This window comes from Anoxybacillus sp. FSL W8-0382 (genome assembly GCF_038003845.1).
Lineage (GTDB): Bacteria > Bacillota > Bacilli > Bacillales > Anoxybacillaceae > Anoxybacillus > Anoxybacillus flavithermus_G.
This window is the reverse complement of sequence record NZ_JBBOPX010000001.1, coordinates 1,614,654-1,628,560: the sequence shown is the minus strand read 5'-3', so window position 1 is coordinate 1,628,560 and position 13,907 is coordinate 1,614,654. Positions and strand designations below refer to the sequence as shown.

Annotated in this window: 13 protein-coding genes, 1 pseudogene and 1 CRISPR repeat array (1 of these 15 only partly in view); of the genes and pseudogenes, 9 read left to right on the top strand and 5 right to left on the bottom strand. The window is 41.3% G+C overall.

The window, feature by feature from the left end; all coding sequences use genetic code 11:
• Nucleotides 1-12: 12 nt before the first annotated feature.
• The 4 genes from NSS60_RS08625 to NSS60_RS08610 form a co-directional block, all read right to left on the bottom strand.
• Nucleotides 13-1,266: a hypothetical protein gene (locus NSS60_RS08625; RefSeq protein WP_414429492.1), complete on the bottom strand. Its 1,254-nt coding sequence runs from the start codon at nt 1,264-1,266 to the stop codon at nt 13-15.
• On the bottom strand, nt 1,263-1,472 hold the full coding sequence (locus tag NSS60_RS08620; protein WP_064220755.1) for a DUF2249 domain-containing protein: 210 nt from the start codon (nt 1,470-1,472) through the stop codon (nt 1,263-1,265). The genes NSS60_RS08625 and NSS60_RS08620 overlap by 4 nt, the downstream gene beginning before the upstream one ends.
• Nucleotides 1,473-1,477: 5 nt before the next feature.
• Entirely contained in the window at nt 1,478-1,708 is a 231-nt protein-coding gene (locus NSS60_RS08615; protein WP_035019229.1) for a DUF2249 domain-containing protein, read from the bottom strand.
• 78 nt (nt 1,709-1,786) lie between these two features.
• On the bottom strand, nt 1,787-2,479 hold the full coding sequence (locus NSS60_RS08610) for a Crp/Fnr family transcriptional regulator (protein ID WP_004890822.1): 693 nt from the start codon (nt 2,477-2,479) through the stop codon (nt 1,787-1,789).
• A gap of 423 nt (nt 2,480-2,902) precedes the next feature.
• Between NSS60_RS08610 and NSS60_RS08605 the strand changes: the two are divergent.
• Nucleotides 2,903-3,169: pseudogene (locus tag NSS60_RS08605) on the top strand (GTP 3',8-cyclase MoaA); the annotation flags it as partial.
• 40 nt (nt 3,170-3,209) lie between these two features.
• Here the strand turns inward: NSS60_RS08605 and ric are convergent.
• Nucleotides 3,210-3,914: an iron-sulfur cluster repair di-iron protein gene (gene ric / locus NSS60_RS08600; protein WP_004890817.1), complete on the bottom strand. Its 705-nt coding sequence runs from the start codon at nt 3,912-3,914 to the stop codon at nt 3,210-3,212.
• A 278-nt stretch (nt 3,915-4,192) separates the two neighbouring features.
• On the opposite strand from ric, the gene NSS60_RS08595 reads away from it, so the two are divergent.
• The 8 genes from NSS60_RS08595 to cas2 all read left to right on the top strand — a co-directional run bounded on the left by NSS60_RS08595 (nt 4,193) and on the right by cas2 (nt 13,119).
• The gene (locus NSS60_RS08595) at nt 4,193-4,780 is read left to right on the top strand and encodes a cell wall hydrolase (RefSeq protein WP_004890814.1); all 588 of its coding nucleotides are present in this window, start codon (nt 4,193-4,195) and stop codon (nt 4,778-4,780) included.
• A gap of 589 nt (nt 4,781-5,369) precedes the next feature.
• Nucleotides 5,370-7,562, top strand: a complete 2,193-nt coding sequence (cas3, locus tag NSS60_RS08590) for a CRISPR-associated helicase Cas3' (protein ID WP_192949375.1) — start codon at nt 5,370-5,372, stop codon at nt 7,560-7,562.
• A gap of 19 nt (nt 7,563-7,581) precedes the next feature.
• The gene (gene cas5c / locus NSS60_RS08585; RefSeq protein WP_035018693.1) at nt 7,582-8,292 is read left to right on the top strand and encodes a type I-C CRISPR-associated protein Cas5c; all 711 of its coding nucleotides are present in this window, start codon (nt 7,582-7,584) and stop codon (nt 8,290-8,292) included.
• Complete coding sequence (gene cas8c / locus NSS60_RS08580; protein ID WP_155116429.1) at nt 8,273-10,048, top strand: type I-C CRISPR-associated protein Cas8c/Csd1; 1,776 nt, start codon at nt 8,273-8,275, stop codon at nt 10,046-10,048. Before cas5c ends, cas8c begins: the two co-directional genes overlap by 20 nt.
• Nucleotides 10,045-11,160: a type I-C CRISPR-associated protein Cas7/Csd2 gene (gene cas7c / locus NSS60_RS08575; protein WP_004890797.1), complete on the top strand. Its 1,116-nt coding sequence runs from the start codon at nt 10,045-10,047 to the stop codon at nt 11,158-11,160. The genes cas8c and cas7c overlap by 4 nt, the downstream gene beginning before the upstream one ends.
• 22 nt (nt 11,161-11,182) lie before the next feature.
• Nucleotides 11,183-11,794 (top strand): CRISPR-associated protein Cas4, encoded by a 612-nt coding sequence (gene cas4, locus NSS60_RS08570; RefSeq protein ID WP_004890794.1) that lies wholly within the window; start codon nt 11,183-11,185, stop codon nt 11,792-11,794.
• On the top strand, nt 11,791-12,822 hold the full coding sequence (gene cas1c, locus NSS60_RS08565) for a type I-C CRISPR-associated endonuclease Cas1c (RefSeq protein WP_192949376.1): 1,032 nt from the start codon (nt 11,791-11,793) through the stop codon (nt 12,820-12,822). The genes cas4 and cas1c overlap by 4 nt, the downstream gene beginning before the upstream one ends.
• Nucleotides 12,823-12,828: 6 nt before the next feature.
• Nucleotides 12,829-13,119 carry a CRISPR-associated endonuclease Cas2 gene (gene cas2 / locus NSS60_RS08560; RefSeq protein ID WP_004890789.1) on the top strand — a complete coding sequence of 97 codons (291 nt, stop codon included), beginning with the start codon at nt 12,829-12,831 and terminating at the stop codon, nt 13,117-13,119.
• 222 nt (nt 13,120-13,341) lie between these two features.
• Nucleotides 13,342-13,907: direct repeats of the CRISPR family, unit length 37 nt; unit sequence GTTGCACCCAGCATAAAAGCTGGGTGAGGATTGAAAC; it runs 409 nt beyond the window's last position.

The following is a 13,907-nucleotide window of genomic DNA, read 5'->3' as shown; positions in this document are numbered from 1 at the left end:
GTTTTTCCTCCCTTATTTTCGTAATACGGCGATGATTGTTCCTGCAAACAAAAGAGAAAATGCAACCATTCCACCTTGCGCAACATAAAATAACGGCAAGCTAGAAACAATAAGCGCTAGGATGACACCGATAAAGCTAACGAGAAATAGCCCGCAGGTAAAAACAGTACATTTTTCATTTATCATTTGCTTTAACGTCGGTACGTTTTCTTTGCCGATTTTTTGGCTATAGCGGTGCGTCCACCATAAAAACGGCACGATTTTATATAAATAACCGACAATGCTTAAAATAATCCATCCGAAAAGATACCCGTATATAATCACGCCAAAACCGGCCGTATTTCCTATGATTGCGAACAGAAAAGCGAATCCATGTAGGCAAAGCGCGATAGCGATTGCGAAAAGCGCAAATAAAAACGGACGATCTAATTTTTTCTTGACCCGCTTTCGCAAAATCGTTACGATATGGTAGCTAAATAGCGCAAACCCAAGCAACAAAAGTCCTGTTCCACTAGCGAAAAGAGCAGAACTGTTCATGAAAAAGCTGAAAAAGGTAACGGCGAGTCCGCTGACGTAAAAGGTGTACACATAGCGGGCAAGCGTCATCGAAAATCCGTGCGCCAACGAAAACATCGGCACCATTTTGTAAGAAAAGCCGATAATAAGCAACGTAAACCATCCGGCAATTCCTAATAATAGATGTGTTTTTAGCATGAATACATGATCTGCTATTTTGCTGCCGCTAAAAAAATGAAACGAAAGCGCTATTCCTAAAGAAACCGTCAATAGCAAGCAAAAAAGCGCTGTACTGACAAATAACGTCATGATATTTTTTGCCGGCTGTTTTTTTAGCGTCATCGCCATTTGGATGAAAAAAAGAACAAACCCGAGCATAAGCAACAAGCCAGCGAAAAACACGAACTCCATTTTCCAAAGGAAACTAATCGAAAGCAGAAAAATGCCAAGTGCGGTGATAAAAAATTGCACAAATCCTAATGTTTCGTTCCATATCGGCGTTAAAAAGGCAACTGGAACGAGTTGATACATCGCGCCCATCGCGACCATTAACGCCCAACCGAGCACTGCTAGATGCATCGCTGCCCATACGCTAGGGATACGGAACGCCCCTTGAACGAGCGATGTGCCGGAAAAAAGCAACATCGCTTCAGAAGCGATGAACGCAGCGACGCCAAATAAAATAAAAGAAAACGGCAAGCGAATATTTGTTTCATACGTTTGTTGTGTCGAAGGAAACATCGTCGTCATCCCTTTGTAATCGTAATTTCAAAGCTCCCATCCTCGCGCTCTTTCGTTTCATAAAGGTAGCCAAGTTCATCAAGCTGTTCGTATAAAAACATCGGGCGGCGGTCATTAATAATCGTTAATGTCTCTCCTTTAGGAAGCGTTTCTAATGCCGCAAGCGTCCGTATCATCGGTTGCGGTGGTTCTAATCCACGATTATCTAAGATCATCGTTCTCACCCCTGCTTGACAAACGTCACTTTCCAATGTTTTTTGTCGAGTTGTTCCGCTTCATACGTAAATCCTTTCGCTTTCATTACCGCAAAAAGTGGGACGGGCTTAAACGGTGCATGTAAAATAAACGTATCACCCACTTCGAGCGGTTGAACAGCGTTCATAATTTTTTGGAACGGCTCCAACTTTTTTTGCAAATCATCACGAACATCCAACTCCACGATTTTTCCCATCGTTCTCCCCCTTTCATGATCTCTTCACTTTCTATGATAGTGATTTTCACTCGTGGGTATTGTGATTTCTGTCACATATTATAAAAAAATCTCCTTTTCCAATTTTTCTGCATCAATTAAGTAATAGCCATTGTCATCAATATCGATCAGTCCTTTTCGCTTCAATTGGCTGAGCGTACGACTAATCGTTTCGCGCGATGTGCCAATCATATTGGCGAGTTCGCGGTTTGTAAAATGCGTCGTTAAGCGATGGAATCGTCCTTGCGAGACTGCGTTTGTTTTTGTCAGTCGCAATAAAAGCAAAATAATTTGTTCATACGTATTATGGAGAATTTGTTCTTCTAGGCGGTTTTGTAGGTCGATAATTTTTTCTCCCATCACGCGAAATAGTTTCATGCACAATTCTGGGTAACAAATAAGCGTTTGTTCAAATTCGGCGATTGGAATGGCAATGAGCGTTGCTTCTTCCATCACTTCCGCATGGGCTGGGTAGCTTCCACGACGGAAAAAGCCAGCGTGCGGGAACATTTCTCCTGTTTGCAAAATCGACACAATTTGTTCTTTGCCGTTAATATCCGTTTTGTAAATCTTTACTGTTCCTGATTGAATAAAAAAGACACGTTCAAGCGGCTCTCCTTGCATAAAGACGAACGTTCGCGGTTTATAAACACGCACTTGAGAAATTTTCACGATTGAGTCAAGTTCTTGATCGGATAATTCCCGAAAAAGCGCGACATTTTTCAACCTTGTTTTAATCCAATCATGCGTCATATTATCCACTCCTTATGGAATTTCTAAGCAAAATTTTACGTTGTTTTCTATTGAGAAGCTGTGACATAAATCATAACTTTTCGTGAACGTGTGACGAAAATCATAGGGAACGTTTGCGACATCTCACATAACGGAACATTTTTCAGCGCTACAACGAGAACGAAAGAACGAAAAGGAAGGTGGAGGGATATGGAAATAAACCGGAACGTTCGCGCATCGGTCGCTCGTTCAACGCAAAACAGCTTTTTAAAGTCTGTCTTTTTGTAGAATGTTTTCGGACGTTGTTTTTCCAATTGATATGGTATACTTGTTCGTAATACCGTTTTTGTTGTGTGGGCGATGTCACAGAGCGATGAACGGTTGTTTCCTATAGTGAAAATAGAACGATGCGTAAAATAATGATGGATAAAGAATTTATGCTTGGTCGGCTTTATTTCCTCAGTGACGGAATCTTTTTGCCAAAGCTGTACACGAGCGCGCATTTCTGCTAATGGGACGCTTTATACGTGCTTGTTCGCTACGGAAGGGGTATCATTGAAACAACTGTTGCGCCAAGGAGCAGATCGAACAGCGCTGAAACAGCTTATTGTTGATACGTGGAACAAGCGAACCGATCGTTATTCGGATGAGCGAACGGAGCAAACCGCGAAAATGCGCAAGAAAATCGAAATGTCCTATATTGGTGGATAAAAAATGGGATCGCTTTTATCAAGCGATCCTGTTTTACTGATTATTTCGCATTAGCAAGAATGCGTGGAAAGAGAATATTATTCTCAAGATGAATATGAGTGAATAGATCTTCCTCTAGCGCTTCAAGCCGATTGTAAACTAGTCGATACGTTCCGCATGCATCAAAAGGTGGTGTAAAATCGTTCGTGATTTTGCGAATTTCTTTAATAATATCTCCTGCCGTATCGTGTTCGGTAACAAGTTCTTCAATAACTTCTCTCATCGCTTGTTCATTTTCTTTTGTCGGATATTGTTCGAATTGGATGATTAATGGAAATGCTTTTGTTTCTTCTTTCATTAAATGTTGCTCTAGATCGGCTTTTAAATCGTTGAACAGTTTATGCACTTGCACTAAATGCGGCTGTTCTGGTCCGTGCACGCGCAATACTTTTGTCACGTACGGGCTGAGCTGTGGCAATTCCTCCATTAAAAAACGGTGGTGTTTTTGGATAATATGATCGATTAATTCTGTATAGGAAGCCTCCATCCAGTTTTTTTCTACCTTTTCGAGCGATTTTTCATACAGTGATTGTAGCTCGCTTAAAATTGTTTCTATATCTAATTGTTTTTCAGCGAGCACTTCAGATAAGGAACGATTTCCACCACAACAAAAATCAATTTTATATGCTTTAAACAAATCGCCCGCTTTTGGGAACATCGCCACAATTTCACCGACCGTCGATTGTGCATTGAATATATTTTCCATAATTTTCTCCTCCGAAATGTATTGATATTTACAATGTAATCATATCTTCTTTTTTGTCTGTTTGTTGTGATGCTCATCACATGATTCTTGTGATTTTGGAAAAAACTTTGACAAATAAACTGTTCATATTGAAAGTATAATAGTTTATGAATAAATTTCCATATACCTTCTCGGGCTTTGAGCGCCATATGATCCGGGTGTTTTCCATAAATTAGATAATGATAGATTGCTAAATCCCTGCTAGTCTTATAAGCGAGCAACGGACTAGGAGGGATAACATGAGGAGATTATTAGCACTTGCTTCTATGTTTGTAGTTGCTTTTTGTTTTTCAACAAATGAAGTAGCTGCACAAACGACAGTTCATTATGTAAAGCCAGGTGAAACGTTTTGGACGATTGCAAAAAGTTACAATGTTTCATTGCTAGAGCTTCAACGAATCAATCATAAACAAACGGATGTTTTATTCGTTGGGGAAACGTTGCGTATCCCACAGCCGATCTCTCAAGCTGATAAAGACTTATTAGCTCGTCTCGTTCATGCAGAAGCAAAAGGGGAACCATATGCAGGAAAAGTAGCGGTGGCAACTGTCGTTTTGAACCGTGTCGATCATCCAAATTTCCCAAATACGATTCGTCAAGTCATTTATGATCGTTCAGGAGGATATTATGCGTTTACTCCTGTACAAAATGGCGAGATTAACAAACCAGCAGATCGTGAAGCATATCGAGCGGTTGAAGAAGCCATTGCTTTTCGCGGTTTAGGAAGCGGATCATTATATTTTTACAATCCAAAAACGGCGAAAAGCGAATGGATCCGCTCGCGCCAAGTGACAGTTGTGATTGGAAACCATGTATTTGCGAAATAGTTTTTTTCTATGTAGTTGGAGAGCGCTGAAAAAGTTCACGAGAACTGTGAACTTTTTCAGCCTTTTTTATTTCTGGTGATTTAAGTCTATATCTTGAGATTGAAGAGGATCTGCTTTTTCACGTTTTAGATTATGACAGTGATTCAAACTCCTGTACGTGTGGGACCCCATGTAACGTGCAAAACGTAGCTGGTGGAGTTTTTTACTTTCCGAAAAACTTCGTTCAATGGGGAAAGGCCGAATAAGTTCAAAGACTTTCCTATTTCCTCAAAGACCTCTCGATGAATCGAAACTTGTAATACTTGATTGTTTTTTTCTTCCGCTGCAGGGCAACTAAATTCGTAACTTTTTTAATTCCGACTCATAGTACATACTCGACATTATTCGACTAATGTGGGAAATATCGTGCCCGAAAAGGTGAACATAAAGCGGAGTACATACTCGACATTATTCGACTAATGTGCAGAAAAAATATATGTTAAAATTAAAGAAACTTTTTATTTAGGAGGATTATGAATATATTAGTCGAAATATTATAAATATATTAGTCGAAATATAACGAAAAACATGTGATGGAGTCGAAACGAAGATGGATAATGTATATGCTCATACCCCACGGAAAAATGATCAAGAATGGCATTACTTGAAAGATCATTTGTTAAGCGTAGCGGAATTGGCACGGTCGTTTGCTGAGCCTTTTCAAGGTGGAAGAGTAGCTTATTTATGTGGACTTTTACACGATCTCGGCAAGTTTCATCCCCTTTTCCAAACATACTTAAAAAGAAAGGAAGATGGAGAGAATGCCCGAAGTGTTCCTCATGCAATTTGGGGGGCGGCTTTTATGTATCAGCTGTATTATGAAAAGTTAAAACATCCACACATTTGGAAATGGTTTGCCTTGCCGATTGCCGGTCATCATGCAGGTTTGAACTCATCTTTTTATTTATCTCTCACTTTAAAAGAGAATTTGAAAAAAAATTTCGCCCATTTTTCAGAAATTTTACAGCAGGCTGAACTGTTCTTAAAAGAGTTCGTATTTCCTTCGATGCGGTCGGGGATCGACACTTTGCCATGTTCTGAAACAGAAAGAGAGATGTGGATTCGTCTTGTCTTTTCAGCGCTCGTCGATGCCGATTATTTAGATACAGAGCGACATTTCCAACCAGAACTGTCTCAATCCCGTCAACCATTGGTTTCTATAGAAAGTTTATGGAACGGTTTTGTTGCCAATCAGACGAGATTGACTAAAGAAGCTGATGATACAGTCGTCAATCGGGTGCGAAGAGAAGTATATGAGGAATGTATTTATGCTGCAACCAAGCCACAAGGGATGTTTCGTTTGACAGTGCCAACTGGAGGAGGAAAAACAAGAAGTAGTCTGGCTTTTGCGCTGAAACATGCTATGGAGCATCGTCTCGATCGCGTCATTGTCGCGATTCCGTATACAAGCATTATTGAACAAACAGCAAACGTGTATCGCGATATTTTCGGGAATGATGCAGTGCTCGAACACCATAGCCAAGTTGAAGTAGATGATCAGAGGGAAACTGGAGAAGAACAAATTATCCAGCAACGTTTGTCGGCTGAAAATTGGGACGTGCCTCTCATCGTCACAACGACGGTACAGTTGTTTGATAGCTTATTCAGCAACCGGCCAAGCAAAGTGCGCAAACTGCATAACTTAGCGAACAGTGTAATTATTCTTGATGAAATTCAATCGCTACCAGCTGAGTTGTTGAAGCCCACATTAGACGCACTTACTATGCTAGTCAAGCATTGTAAAACAACGGTTGTTTTATCAAGTGCTACTCAGCCGTTTTTTGAAGAAAGCAAGTTTTTGAATGTGTTCTCACGAATAGAAGTAAGTGAGATCGTGCCATCACTGCTAGTAGACAAACACTTTCAGCAAATGAAACGCGTGGAATATGACGTATGGAAAACACCTATTTCAATGCAAGAGCTTGTGCACTTCATTCGGCAACAAAAACAATTGTTAGTTGTGTTTAATACGAGAAAAGAGGCGAGAGAGTGTGTTGAACTCCTTCGAGAAGATGAGGGGGTATTTCATCTGTCCACTCTTCTTTGCGGAGCGCATCGTCGGCGAATTTTAGATGAAGTGCGTGAGCGTCTGCGGAAGAATGAGTCAATTCGTCTAATTAGCACGCAAGTTGTTGAAGCAGGAGTTGACTTAGATTTTCCTATCGTCATGCGGCAAATGGGACCGCTTGATCGGATCGTCCAAGCAGCAGGGCGTTGCAATCGTGAAGGAAAGATTGACAAGGGGAAAGTAATTATTTTTGAAACAAAAGAAATGCCAAGTCCAAAAGGTCCGTATAAAACAGCCATGGAAACAGCGCGATTTTTATTGGCTCAAAGGCAACCTGAAGATTTGTATAACCCAAATATATTTCGTGAATATTTTCGCCGTCTATTCGCTGCGGTGGATGTGGATTCGAAAAACATACAAAAAGATCGGGAAACACTTGATTATCCATTAGTTGCTGAAAAATATCGCCTTATTGATCAGGATACGGTTTCCGTTATCGTTCCATATGCAGAGGCATTGAAATGCTTGCGAATGTGGGAATCTTCTCCGTCCCGCTATTCGTTTCGCCGTTTGCAACCATATATGATCCAGTTGTATCGTTTTGAGGCAGAGAAAAAAGAAAAAGATGGATGGTTGCGTGAAGTGGCGGATAATGTTTATGAATGGCTCGGTGATTATGATGAACGGTTAGGAATTATAGAAGAAGTTCATGATCCGTTCAGTCTAATTGGATAAAAAGAAAGGTGATAATATGATGCAACGTCAAGCAAAAGTGCAAGTAAAAGTGTGGGGGGATTACGCTTGTTTTACAAGACCAGAGTTCAAAGTAGAGCGCATTAGCTATCCTATCATGACGCCAAGCGCAGCGCGGGGAATATTGGAAGCGATTTTTTGGAAACCGGAATTTCGTTACGAGATTCGAAAGATCGGGATTTTGAGTTTGGGGGGGCAGCAAGCAATTTTGCGCAACGAAGTCACAAGCAAGCAAAACGAAAGTCCGATCGTGATTGAAAGTGTCCGCGCCCAGCGCACGAGCTTGATTTTAAAAAGCGTCGCCTATTGGATTATTGCAGAGATCGTGTTAACAAATCGCGCGGTTGATCCAGCGGCAAAATACCGAGATCAGTTTAACCGCCGGGTTGAGAGAGGGCAGTGCCATCATACGCCATATTTAGGAACGAGGGAGTTTGCCGCTTACTTTTCATCTATAGACGTAGATGATGTTGTTCAGCCAATCAATATGGACATTGGCACGATGTTATTTGATTTTGCTTTTATTGAAGATGATTCTAGAAAAGAAATGGAGTTTATCCGCCATGATGAGACAGGTACACGAACGGCGGCGGGATTTGCGAAGCCGCTCTTTTTTGAAGCAAAAGTAGAAAACGGTTGGCTACGTGTTCCAAAAGAAACATATGAGCAACTGTATGCATTGGAGGGACAAGATGCTTTACGAGTTGATTGAGTTTGCCACTAAGTTGCAGACAGAAAAGAAAATGCCTCCTCTTTGCTATGAAAAAAAACAAATCAATTGGATTATTGATTTAAGTGGAGAAACCCCTTATTTAAAAGGTCCGTTTGAAAAAGGGGAATATCGCATGATCGAAGCTCCGATTCGCCAAAGGTCAGGACAAGTGTCCGAGAAAAACTTGAAGCCGTATTTATTAGTCGACGATGCACGATATGTGTTGGGCATTCCAGAAAATAAAGAATCAAAAAAGATTGATGAAGCACAGCTTATGCATCAGGGCTATGTCGAGCTTATAAGAGAGGCTTATGAGCAGACAAGTATGCCAGAACTAAAAAAAATTCTTGACTTTCTTCACAGCCCTTTGAAAGTACAGTTTTTTCAATCGATCAAACCAAGAGATATTGTCACATTTCAAGTAGATGAAGAATCACTGATTTGTGAACATCCGAAAATCCAACGATTCTGGGTTCGACATTTAGAGCAAGAGCTGGTGTCTAATGATAGAAACTACTGTACGATTTGTAGAAACTACGCCCCTTATGTGCGTATTTTTCCAAGTGGGATTTCACTATTTAGTCAACGGCGTGGATTAACAACCTTTAATGAAAGAGCATTTGAATCGATGGGTAAAGATCAGACGAATAATGCCCCTATATGTTTTCATTGTGCAACGTTGACCGTAGACGTTTTCAATTACTTGTTGCGGGAAGATAAACATCATACAGAGTTATACAGGGACAAAAAAAAGAAAGACACTTTGCAAGCCCAAATGGCTGTATATTGGATCAATGATTCTACGAATGAAGGAAAACGAGGCGAAATACAAATCGATGAGAGTGTGTTCGCTTCCATACTTGAACTACAATCTTTTGAAGACGAGATATACGACTTGGCACCTCCCCCTGAGTTGAAGCAGTTGGAAGAATTACTTTCTCTTCCGAAAACGGGGCGGGAACAGGCGTTTCATTTAGATAAGACATCTTTTCACATGGCCGTTCTTTCTGCCAATAAAGCGAGATTAGTCGTTCGTGAGTGGATTCATACATCCATTTCCCAGTTGCTTGTACATTTGGAACGGTATACAACGGCTTTGCGTATTGTTCAGACAAATGGAGAAAATGGTCGTTTGTTGCCGCTAGCCACATTGATTCAGGCGGTTGATATGTCTCCAAGTTTAGTGCGTCAATATTTGCGTACAATTTACCAAGGAGCTTTGCCCCCTGCTGAACTATTGTCATTAGCTCTTCAACGTTTTCGCTTGCCGAAAGTGTTAGGCGAAGTGAAAGAGGCATGGAAATATCATGCCCTAGCATGCTTATTAAAACTATCTTTGACTTATGGAAAGGAGGAAGCAAGTACAATGGAATCTTTGAACATTCATTATTCACAGCCATCTTATATTTGCGGCCGCTTATTGGCGATATTGGAAGAAATTCAGTTGCGTGCTTCCGGATACCGACTTGGGAGCACAATTGTCGATCGTTTTTACGGCGCTGCTTCAACCGCTCCAGCATCAACATTTGGTTCGTTGCTACGACTTTCAACGACGGCTCATCTTTCGAAAGTGTCTGTTGAGCTTAGAAGTTTACTCGAGGAAGTCATGAAGCAATTGGATGAATGTGGAGGATTTCCGATAACCTTGAATTTAAGAGGGCAAGCAGAATTTGCTCTTGGATTTTATCATCAGCGCGCAGAATTTAGCAAACACCGTCCAAAAAATCAAACAAATAAAGAGGGGGAAAAATCATGACAGAACGCTATATAGATCCGAAAAAAAGACATGAGTTTGTACTGCTATTCGACGTAAAGGATGGAAACCCAAACGGAGATCCGGATGCTGGAAATATGCCCCGTGTTGATCCAGAAACGATGCATGGTATCGTAACTGACGTTGCTATTAAGCGGAAAATTAGAGACTACGCTGCAACGGTTTTAGGTAAACCAATTTTTATTCAAAGCCAAACAGCGTTAAATACAGTCATTTTTCAAGCGTATCAAGAAATTGGCGTACAGTTTGCTGAGATAAATTTAAGCAAAGAAGAAAGAGAAAATGAATTGCTGATCGATTGGATTACCCAGCTGGAAGAGAAAGGAGTGGAGCTCGAGGAGGGACGAATCATTTATACAGGGGAGGATGTCAAAGAAGCTGATATTCGCAAAAAACTCACTGAAGGTCTCGAAGAAGCGGGGCTTAAAAAGCAACTCGAATCCATGTTGCGAAATATCGCAAAGCGTTTAGTACAAGCTGCAAAAAATACGAAAATTGATGAACAAACGCGCCAAAAAGCGCAATACGCTTTGTGCCAAAAATACTATGATATTCGTATGTTCGGTGCTGTTATGTCAACAGGACTAAATGCTGGTCAAGTGCGTGGTCCAATGCAACTGACATTTTCTCGATCAATTGACCCGGTATTTCCATGGGATTTAACCATTACACGCTCAGCGATCACTAAAGAGTCGGATCGCCACAGAAAACAAACGGAGATGGGAAGAAAGCCGTTAATTCCATACGGCTTGTATCGCTTGCATGGATTTTACAATCCATTTTTCGGGGAGAAAACAGGAGTTACTGCGGAAGATCTAGCTAATTTTTGGGATGCACTCATTCATTTATTTACATTTGATCATTCTGCAGCCCGAGGCGAGATGAATGTGAGAGGTTTGTATATTTTCAGTCATGAAAATGCCAAGGGGACGGCGGCAGCTCACAAGCTGTTTGAATTGGTCAGAGTAGAGCGCTGTCAAGCCGAAGCGCCACGGTCGTTCAATGATTATGTATTGCTCGGACCTGTGGATGATGGACAAAAAGATGTCCCACTTGAACGATTCCCTGGCGTCACAGTGACGCGTCTCGTATAAACGTTGGAAAAGGATTGATCCCATGTGTTGGAACGAAGATGAATGGATTATGCTATCTGCTTTGCAACATTATGTATATTGTCCACGTCAATGTGCCTTAATCCATCTTGAACAGACATTTGAGGAAAACGTATTTACACTTCGGGGAAACCGGGTACATGAGCGTGTTGATAAACCAGAAGGGGAACAATTAGGGGACAAAAGAATTGAACGAGCGCTCCCCATTTGGTCTGAGCGTCTCGGGGTCATGGGAAAAGCAGATTGTGTTGAATTTTTTTCTGATGGAACACCATACCCAGTTGAGTACAAAGTCGGAAAGAGAAAGACAAAGCAGGCAGACATAGTACAGCTGATCGCTCAAGCTCTTTGTTTAGAAGAAATGTTTAATCGGCCCGTGACGAAAGGGGCTTTATACTATTACCAGTCAAGAAGACGATTAGAAATCGACATGACACAGGAGTTACGGAAACTAACGGAAGAAATAATACAGAGTGTAAGGAAAATGTTGAAAAACGAGCAACTGCCGCCACCCGTTAACGATGCGAGGTGTCGCGATTGCTCGTTACAAGACGTTTGCATGCCACAAGTTCCTGCTAATGTGATTGTATGGATGAACGAGGAGAATGGACAGTGATTAGAGTATTGTTAAACACACTATACATTCAGACGCCACAGGCGTATTTGCGTCTTGATCATGAAACAATTGTTGTCGAGGTGGAGGGCACAAAAACATTACAAGTTCCTATTCACCACATTGGTGCCATTGTTATGTTTGGACATGTTTCTATCAGCCCATATTTGCTCGGTAAATGTGTCAATCGAGGTATCTCTGTTATTTGGTATGATGCATACGGTCGTTTTTTAGCTCGAGCAGTAGGGAGGACGAATGGGAACGTGTTGCTTCGGAGAGCACAACATCGAGTGTTAGAAGATGAACAACAAATATTGCATATTGCTTCACGTTTTGTGTTTGGCAAGATTCGCAACAGCAAGAGCGTACTACAGCGGGCGATGCGTGATTATCCGGAGCAACGTCCACGCTTAGAACAATCGGTAAAACAGCTGAATCAGAGCTTGCGAAATATCGCAAAACAAACCACGTTAGATGAACTGCGGGGAGTTGAAGGGTATGCTTCATCTGTGTACTTTGAATCATTTACATCGCTTATAAGGTCGGATGAAGACGAGTTTTTTGCCTTTACCGTAAGATCCCGTCGTCCTCCGCGTGATCCAATCAATGCATGTTTGTCTTTTGCTTATAGCATTTTGACGCAAGATTGCATTTCAGCTCTAGAGGGCGTGGGGCTGGATCCACAGATTGGCTATTTGCATGCACTGCGGCCAGGAAAACCATCGTTGGGATTGGATCTTGTTGAGGAGTTTCGGCCATACTTAGCAGACCGTTTTGTTTTGACATTAATTAATCGAAAACAACTAGATAAAAGCGATTTTGACATGCGTCCAGGTGGGGCTGTATTTTTGAATGAAAAAGGAAGAAGAACATTTTTGGCTGCTTATCAAAAGAGGAAACAAGAAGAGATCCAACACCCTATTATAAACCAAAAAGTTCCATTGGGGTTACTGCCCCACGTACACGCTCGACTATTAGCCCGACATTTGCGTGGAGATATAGATGAATACGTGCCGTTTATCATGAGGTGATTACTAGTGGATATTTTAGTGACATATGATGTTGAGACATTGGAGTCAGATGGTCAAAAACGATTACGAAAAGTAGCAACTATTTGTCAAAATTTTGGACAACGTGTGCAAAAATCTGTTTTCGAGTGTAATGTCAGCCAAGCGCAGTTGGAAGAAATGGAACATCAATTGTTGAAAGTTATTGATCTAGAAAAAGATAGCTTACGAATATATACGTTATATGGTCAACGATCCAAAGCAGTTCGCTCCTATGGAAAGGACCATTACATTGATTATAATGATCCGATTATTTTGTAAGAGTAGAACATATACAATATGTGTAGCAGTTATGAATTTTGGTGCGCGAACATAAAGCAATAGTAAACAATCAGGAGGATCGCGATGAGTAAAAAAGGCTTAGTAAAGCGAAGATCCAAAAATTCATCAGAGACTATCTTTAGCCACAATGCACACCAGACAAAACAGTTCGCGTTTTTATACTTTTACACTTGCTTCACGCATAGGATTGAAGCGTAGGCTGTTGCACCCAGCATAAAAGCTGGGTGAGGATTGAAACCATATAATTCGAACAATAAGGAATCTATATATTTATAAGTTGCACCCAGCATAAAAGCTGGGTGAGGATTGAAACACCTCCACGTGTCGCGACACAGCCACGCTCCAAGGGTTGCACCCAGCATAAAAGCTGGGTGAGGATTGAAACGCATAACTATCGTATAAATCGCGCAAATAATCGGTTGCACCCAGCATAAAAGCTGGGTGAGGATTGAAACACGTAAAAGCCGTCAAGCGTGTACTTTTTGCTACAGTTGCACCCAGCATAAAAGCTGGGTGAGGATTGAAACCAATGTGAAAAATCGTCACCGTTTTTTTCTGCCTCGTTGCACCCAGCATAAAAGCTGGGTGAGGATTGAAACTTGCTCTCGCCTTCGAGAAAAAAGTCAATCAGCGTTGCACCCAGCATAAAAGCTGGGTGAGGATTGAAACACACGCGTCGCTAAACCGCTGCGAGAACAGACTTTCGGTTGCACCCAGCATAAAAGCTGGGTGAGGATTGAAACCCTCCTTACATAAATATCATGCGG